The following is an 8,027-nucleotide window of genomic DNA, read 5'->3' on the forward strand; positions in this document are numbered from 1 at the left end:
AACCGGCCTCCAGACATCGCGGGTTTTATGAAGCAACTTCCATGATTTCGGAACCCGGCAGCCGCCAGCCGGGCCGTCTTCAAACCAGTACACCTCGACGGCCGAGACTTTGCGCGGTTTTACAAATCCCCGCTCAATCCACTCGACCGTGCCGCGATGGTCCCACCAGGTGAAACGCGGAATGTTGTGGTCGTTGGAGCTCTTCGGTTCCACACCGTCGATCGCCGCCTCGACCGTGTCCCGCTCGAAACAATGCGACGCCGACACCGCCGACGCTTTCTCACCGTTCCAATCGTGCGCGCTCGAACCTGAACCGATCACCGGGAACGACGAAATACGCAGGCGCGCCGCGCCCATCGGAATGAGCGTGACGGTTTCCACCGGCTCGCCGCTCCTCACGGGACTGTCCTGCAATTTGCCGGCCAGACCGTAACGGTCGGTCTTCCACTGGGGAATCTTCTTCACCCTCGCCCGCAGAGCGACAGGCGCAGTTTCGGGCGTAAACGGGTTCGCCGCAAGCGGACCGGACCGTTTCACGACTTCAAATGATTTCGCCGGATTCCGCGCGTTCAAAACCAGCCCGTAATTCCAGGCAGTCGTCGGATGCACCTCCCGCTCCGGCCAGGCGTCAGTGCCGCCGTAGCGCGTCCAGCGCTCGCCAATCTTCAGCGAAAACGTCAGCGGGCCGTAATTGACCGATGCCGCATCATGATTCTTTTCCCATCGTCGCACCGCGATCCGCATTGGCAGTTTCAGTGTGACCAGGTCGCCGTCCTTCCATTCACGTTCGATCATCGCATGGGAAAGCGGTTTTGTTTTCAACGAAACGCTCCTGCCGTTGACTCTGGCTGACGCGCCCTGGCACCAGCCGGGAATTCGCAAATGCAGGGGAAACTTCACCGGTTGCGCCGTGGAAAACTTCAGCGTGATTGTGTCGCTGAACGGATAATCGGTTTCCTCGGAAATCCTCACGGTCCTGCCGTCGCCGACTTTCGCGGTCACTTCGCTCGCGGCAAAGAGCGACGCGCAGAGGCCGTGGTCGGTGCTGGCCAGCCACAGTTCTTCCGCGTAGTAGGGCCAGCCATGCGAGACGTTGTGCTGGCAGCAGCGATAAACCTCGAACGGACTGTAACTGAACATCGTGCCGCTGTTCTCGACGCCCGGCGCGTGATTGGCGCGGTCGAGCGCGACCTGGTTCGCGCACGTCAGATAGTGCAGTCCTTTCCAGTCCGGCGCGAGCGCGGCGGGGAAGGAGTTGAACGCGATGTCCTCGCAGCGGTCGGACCAGATTGCATTGCCGGAAATCTTCGTCAGCATCTCGAAGCTGTGCATGAATTCGACGATGCCGCAGGTTTCAAAACCTTGATGCGGATCGGTGAAACCGGGCCGGGCATTCTCGTCGCCGGCAAAGCCGCCACCCGGAAACTGGCCGTAAAGACTCATCACCGTTTCGTAATTTCGTTCCGCCGCGCGCAGAAATTTTTCGTCGCGCGCCTGGAGGAAATAGACGCCCGGTTCGCGAAAGCCCTGGGAAACATTCACGTTGTGCCAGTTGTGAACGCCCGTGGTCCAGGGCTCCATGTGGTCGTGAATTTTTTTGGCGAGGTCGAGAAGGAACGCGTCGCCCGTGCGATTGTAGAGCCAGTATGCGGATTCTATCGTGTCGCCAAAACGAATTCTCGGCCAGTAACCCCGCCCGAAATCCTCTCCGGGACGCCCGTTCAGCCAGCGAAGATACCTGGTCATGAACGGCAGCACGCGCTCGTCGTGACTGTACTCGTAAAATGACTGAAGCACGTTGAGCATGACCATGTGCGGCCAGAGATCAGGATGGCCGTCGAGACCGGTCTTGTTCGCGCGAGGTCCAAAAAAACCGTCCGGCTCCTGGCTGGCCAGCACGGCATCAATCCACTTGCGGGCCTCCTTGATGATCTTCCCGTCCTTCAACACGTAACCGAGGTCGCCATAACCTTTGAGCCAGTAAGGCAACTCCTCCCAGCCGAACTTCCCCTGCCCGTCCGGCGAGGCCCATGCGCTGTCTTCGAATTTGCACCACTTGGAAATCTCTTCGAGATGGCCGGTCATTCCGTCGGCTTCCAGTTCGAGCTGGTGCCGCAGCCAGCCCTCGGGCTTGATGCTGCCGATCGGCAATTTGATGAACGCCCCAGGCTGGAGCGGCGCACGATTGGCGACGTAAAGCGTTTCCGCTGTCGTCCCGGCAGCGGTCGCGACCATGAGCAGGGACGCCAGACTGCGGATGGCGAAGGCGAAGGGCTTCAATCCGACAAACGAACTGGCTTTCATGGTTGGCTAAAATATCGATCTCACGCGTTCCCGGACACTCAAAAAGTCCGCGGCTGCTTCGGCGCCGCCCGCACATCCACCAGGCCGACGTCAATGTACTGTCCACCGCGCGTCTGGTGGCAGTGGACGGCGATGACGTTCCGGCCGGGCCTGAGCGCGGTCCGGCCCGCGGCATTCAACGGCGTTTCCTCATAGTCGGTTGTGTAGCCGCTCGCGGTCGCAGCGAGCACCCCGTTGACATAGACCTCCGCGTCTTCGTCGTGGTGCAGGCGGAGTTGGAGATCGTTCCATTTTTCCTCCGCCAGGGTGATCTCCCGGCGCAGCCAGATATCCGCCGTGTTCCACTCCGTCCGCACAACCCCGCCGGGAGTTCCCCGCGTGCCGAAACCCGCCGCTCCCGCCTGCCATGCGCTCGCGTCGAAGTCCGCCTTGAACCAGTCGGCCGGAGGCTTCTGCGTCGTGTACCGCCATTCGAGGTTCGCGTCTTCGCGCGCGGTCGCGGCGACAATCTTCACCGCAGGCGGTTTGGGAATCGGCGCCCATCCGGACGCCTTTGTCTTGTCGCGGCTCGCCCATTTCTTCCACACGGCTTTGTCATAGAGCATCCGCGCGAACACGCCGCCCACCACGGGTCGCGCGGTAAAACCGACCTTCTTCGCCGTCTTCGTTTGATACCAGTCCGTCATCGGCGAGCGGTCCGGCGTTTCGTTCAGGAACCGGACCACAGGGTCCACCAGCGCCTCAAAGTCCGATCGATTTTGCGTCAGAGTCGCGGTCCAGGTGATCCAATCGAGCTTCGTGTAATCCTTCCGGTTGTCCAGCGGCAGGCCGTATTGGTTTTGGATGCGCTTGTAGTAATCCATTTCTTTGCGCGCGACCTCGCGTGGGAATAAATTCAAGCCAAGTATCCCGTCCCAGATCAAATTGTATTTTTGACTCCACGTGCCCGGCCGGTCAAACGCCAGGCGGAAATGGTCGCCGTCGTCGGCTTCCTTCACCCAGCGCGAAGCGAACTCGCGCGCGAGCTTCCAATACTCGTCGGCCTTCGCCTTCTCGCCACGCAGGTCGCACAGCTTGGCGAAGGCGCCGAGTCCGCAGATCGCCTTTGCGCTGAGGTTCACGTTGTGCGCGAGGTGGCCGGCAAAGTCGTCGGTGCAAAGCTGGTTCTCCGGATCAAACCCCTTCGCCTTGAGATACTGCGCCCACTGTTCGAGTTGCTTCCAGTAAAGGCCTGCGAAGTTCGCGTTTCCTTCCATTTGCGCAATCGCGCCGAAGAGAATCAGCAGGTTGCCACTCTCCTCGACCGGCATCTGGTTTTGCTCTGTCCGCTCCCCGCCACCATAGACCTGGCCGTTCGCTTTCGGATACGTGCCGAGGTCGTGTGGCGCAAAGGGAAACCTCCAACGGTCGCTCGCCGCGTAATTCATGAACGGCACGAGGAACGATTTCGCGAGCGTTGGTCCGAAGAGCAGAAACTGCGGCGACATCGGATAAAACACGTCGCTCGTGCTGATGCAGCCGTTCGAGTGGTTTTCCTTGCAAAACTGGAGCGGCTCGCCGTTGTCGTCGGCGACGAATTCCCCCGCGGCGAAACACTGACGATACGCAAGCGCGGCGAGCCGCGCATAATTCTCGCCGCCAGCTTTGCGCAAATCCGCCATCAATTCGGCGTCGAACTGCTCGCAACGTTTCTTCAACGACTCGTAATCGCGTTCGGCGGCTTTCAGCAAATCGGCGGCCTCCCACCCATTGCGACGCCAGTAAGGCCGCAGGTTTTTGCGCATGTATTGAATCGAGTAGAGGTCGTCATAGGCGAGGATAAGATGGCGGGAGACGGGCTGCGCCCCGATCTTCCTAACGTTCATCGAGAGGGCTGCCGCCACTTGGTTTGCCGCAGCCGGGCTGGACGCATTGACGGTTCCATTGACAAGCCCATTTTCAGCGAAGCTTCGGCGCATTGCTGACGGTTCGCCCACGAGATGAGAGGAAAAGGCTCCTTCTCGTGCGGCGATGTACAAGTGGCCCCAGTCGATGCGAAGATCGTCGCCTTTCCTGGCGAGCACGGGCTGATCCTTCGAGCCAATCGTGAGCACACTGATTTCGCCGATTGAAGAACGGCCCGTATCCCAGACCACCGTTTGATCGGGAGTATTGACGGTCAATTCACCCAGCGCGTCGAAGGAAATATCCGCTTCGTGAGACTTCCCATCCGTCGCCTTAAAGTCGTAGGTTACATACGTCACCGGCCGCGACAGCACATCCAAATCATCGGGCAGCGCCGGGGTCATGAACGTCAGCGTCCATTCCACGCCCGCGCCGACGAACGTGTAAATCGTCCGCGTCGGCAACACCGTGAGACTCTTTTGGTCCAGCGCGGGCACGCCGGCTGGCTCCTTGCCCATCACGCGAAACGCCTTGCCGTCGATGCGCACCAGACTCGTCAGCCGATTCGGTTTACCCGTCCAATGCACCGTGTCTGCATCGGTCAGTTTGTCCGCCGGCGACCAGATGCTGAAATACGGGTCGCACGCCACCAGCGGCACCGCTGGCGGGCGGAGCGGTGAAAGATTATTTTCTGCTGCGGGCAACTTGGCTTGAACCAAGAGGAGGATTGCCGCGAAGAGCAACGCCGTAGGACGCGTCACTCCGTGCGCGCCGCTTTCAGTGATCTTCAGTCCGACAGCAGACAGCCAATTCCTGTTTTCCATACGTTCCTCAAACTTCTATTTCCGCACCTCATCTTTACCCGTCGGCACGTAAACTTTCTTGTTCGCGTCAGCGACCGCAGCTTCGTTCATCTTGACCAACGCGCGGTCGTAGGTCATCAGGCCATTGACCTCGACCTCCACGTCGGTCGTCTGCGTGTAGATGGCGGCGGAAAGCCCGGCGTCCTCGATCATCGGCTGCAGCTTCCCCAGCAACGCGACGTAATTGTCCGTGAGTTCCTCCGAAGTTTTGAAGCTGCGGTAACCCCAGTTTTTTTCCTCCTGCCAGGTGTGGCCTTTGACCGGCAGACCCAATCCGCCGAATTCGCCGAGCACCATTGCACGATCCGTCACCGGCTTCGGCGCGCCGGGGCCGGGATATTGATGATGATCGAGAATATCGCCCGCCGGGAAATCGTTGCCGCCGCTCGCCCCATCCACGAGCCGCGTCGGGTCGAGTTGTTTCGTGAGGTTCAAAATGCGGGCGGTATCGAACTGTCCCCAACCTTCGTTGAACGGCACCCAAGTGACAATGCACGGATGATTGTAACGCCCCTCGATGAGCGCGCGCAGTTCCTTCTCGTAAATCGCCGCTGACTCTGGCGTGCGCTTCATTTCCTCGCCATCAAAGCCGCTCGGTCCCTGCCAGCGCGCGCTCTTGTCGCCGCTGGGCATGTCCTGCCAGACAAGCAGGCCGAGCTTGTCGCACCAGTAATACCAACGCTCCGGCTCCACCTTCACGTGCTTGCGCGCCATGTTGAATCCAAGTTTCTTCAACACTTCGATGTCGTAACGCAATGCCTCGTCCGTGGGTGCCGTGTAAAGACCATCGGGCCAGAAACCCTGATCGAGCGGGCCGAGCTGGAAGTACGGTTTGTTGTTCAGTTGGATTCGGAGACGCCCTTGATTGTCGCGGGCCATGGAGATTTTGCGCATGGCGAAGTAGCTCTTAATCTTATCAACTTGCTTCTTGGCCTCGAAAAGAGTGATGCGAATGTCATAAAGTTGAGGGGTTTCAGGTGTCCATTTCTTGAAACTCTTCATCGGGATTCTGATCGCTTCGCCGACAATTCCAGAACCAAAGGCAATCTCTTTGAAACCGTTACGAATGCTAATGCCGACTCCTGGTCCGTGCGCCATGCTGCTAAGGAGGGGACGAACAGTGACGGTACCGAGATCGATGTCCGTTGTGATCTGGATTCTCTCGATGTGCGCTTCATTTACCGGCTCCAACCATACCGTTTGCCAGATGCCACTCGTGGGCGTGTACCAAATACTGTGGGGATTTCGAACCTGCTTGCCGCGCGGCTGCGGGCCGGCATCGGTCGGGTCCCAAACGCTCACGACGATTTCGTTTTCACTCTTGGCGTGCAGCGCGTCGGTGATGTCGAAGCTGAACCCATCGTAGCCACCCTGATGTTTGCCGACTTCCCTGCCGTTCACCCACACCGTCGTTTCCCAGTCCACTGCGCCAAAGTTCAACATTACGCGCTTGCCGCTCCATTTCTTCGGCACTTCGAACTTGCGCGAATACCAAAGCCGTTGATTCTCGCTCACGTTCGTCATCACGCCCGAGAGCGCGGATTGAATCGGGAACGGCACGAGTATTTTTCCTGCCCACTGCTTCGGTGCCGGCGCGTCCTTGTCCGTAATGGCGTAGTCCCAAAGGCCGTTCAGGTTTTGCCAGTCCTTGCGCACCATCTGGGGCCGCGGGTATTCAGGGTGCGCGTTCTTCGGCGAAACGTCCTTCGCCCAGCGCGTCATCAGACGTCCCCGGGCTGGACGCCAGTCATCCCCGGCAGCGACCGTTTGAGCCGCCAACACAAGCGACAAGATTGAAAACGCAGCATGGATGGGTTTCATGATTTGTTCGCGATGGACATGAGCCCGGCCATAATCCCGCCTGACATTCTTAATTCAAGTTTCAATCGTTACGGGATTGGGCTGGAAACAAGCGCTCGAAACGTGTTTCATTGACTTGTAAACCGGTAGCAAGCAGCGACCGCGCTGGCCATGTCCAAAGCCCCCCAAAATCTATCTGAAACGCACATCATCGGCGCCCGCACCAAACAATGGATCGTGCGGGCGGAGAATTGCCCGGCGCTGCGGCTGCATCAGATTGCGCACGTGGGGATCGCCGATGCCGCCGTGCCCTATTCCATGGTGCGCACCCATCTGCGCGGCACCTACATGCTCGCCTGTTTTTCCGGCGCCGGACGAATTCTGTTGGACGGCCGCTGGCAACTTTGCCGCGCCGGCATGGCGTGTCTTGCGCCTCCGCACGTGCTGCACGCCTTTCACGCCGTGGACAATTCGCGATGGGGGTTCTGCTGGGTGCGTTACGAACAACCGCCCGAACAGCAACCGATCATTGCCACGGCGTCGCCCGTGCTGACACGCTTCGACGGCCGGCCGTTGCAATCCGCGATCCTCGGTCTGTATCACGAGGTCAACGGCGCAGCCGAACCGGGTGTTGTCCATCACTGGGTCGAAATCATCCAGGGCTACGTCATCCGGTTCGCCCAGCCATGGCATGTGGACGACCGCCTGTGGCGCCTGTGGCTCGCGGTCGAACGAAACCTCAGCGCGCCCTGGACGCTCGAAAAACTGTGCGCGTCTTCCCACTTCAGCGCCGAACACCTGCGCCGCCTGTGCCGCCGTCAACTCGGCCGCAGCCCCATGCACCACGTCACCTACCTGCGGATGCAGCGGGCCGCCGTTCTGCTGGAATCAACCAACGATAAAATCGAGTCCATCGCCAGCGCGCTGGGCTACGAGAACCCGTTCGTTTTCTCCAACACGTTTAAAAAATGGATCGGCTGGCGGCCCTCGGAATACCGGCGCCGCGGGGAAATCAAAAACCCCGCCGCCGGTTGAAATCAACTTTTGGCACGCTTTTCAAACGACAAACTTCGGCTCGAACACAGGCCCCGGCCCGTGCCTGCGCAACAGCTCGATGAACCTCGCCAGGCCGCGTTTTTCATCCGAGCCAAGGTGGAAATGGATGTGCCAGCCCAG

General features: G+C 59.7%; 4 protein-coding genes. 1 reads left to right on the forward strand and 3 read right to left on the reverse strand.

The genetic code is table 11. The features are described 5' to 3' along the window. The 3 genes from VN887_10235 to VN887_10245 all read right to left on the reverse strand — a co-directional run. Window positions 1-2,304 (reverse strand): beta-L-arabinofuranosidase domain-containing protein (locus tag VN887_10235; protein ID HXT40390.1); only part of this gene is annotated, 2,304 nt, incomplete at its 3' end. A gap of 38 nt (window positions 2,305-2,342) precedes the next feature. Beyond that, entirely contained in the window at window positions 2,343-5,012 is a 2,670-nt protein-coding gene (locus VN887_10240) for a DUF4965 domain-containing protein (GenBank protein HXT40391.1), read from the reverse strand. A 15-nt stretch (window positions 5,013-5,027) separates the two neighbouring features. Further along, window positions 5,028-6,872: a glycoside hydrolase family 2 TIM barrel-domain containing protein gene (locus VN887_10245; GenBank protein ID HXT40392.1), complete on the reverse strand. Its 1,845-nt coding sequence runs from the start codon at window positions 6,870-6,872 to the stop codon at window positions 5,028-5,030. 150 nt (window positions 6,873-7,022) lie between these two features. Between VN887_10245 and VN887_10250 the strand changes: the two genes are divergently transcribed. Further along, a complete protein-coding gene (locus VN887_10250; protein HXT40393.1) occupies window positions 7,023-7,886 on the forward strand; it encodes an AraC family transcriptional regulator in 864 nt (287 codons plus the stop codon). Window positions 7,887-8,027 lie beyond the last annotated feature (141 nt).

This window comes from Candidatus Angelobacter sp. (assembly GCA_035607015.1).
Taxonomy (GTDB): domain Bacteria; phylum Verrucomicrobiota; class Verrucomicrobiia; order Limisphaerales; family AV2; genus AV2.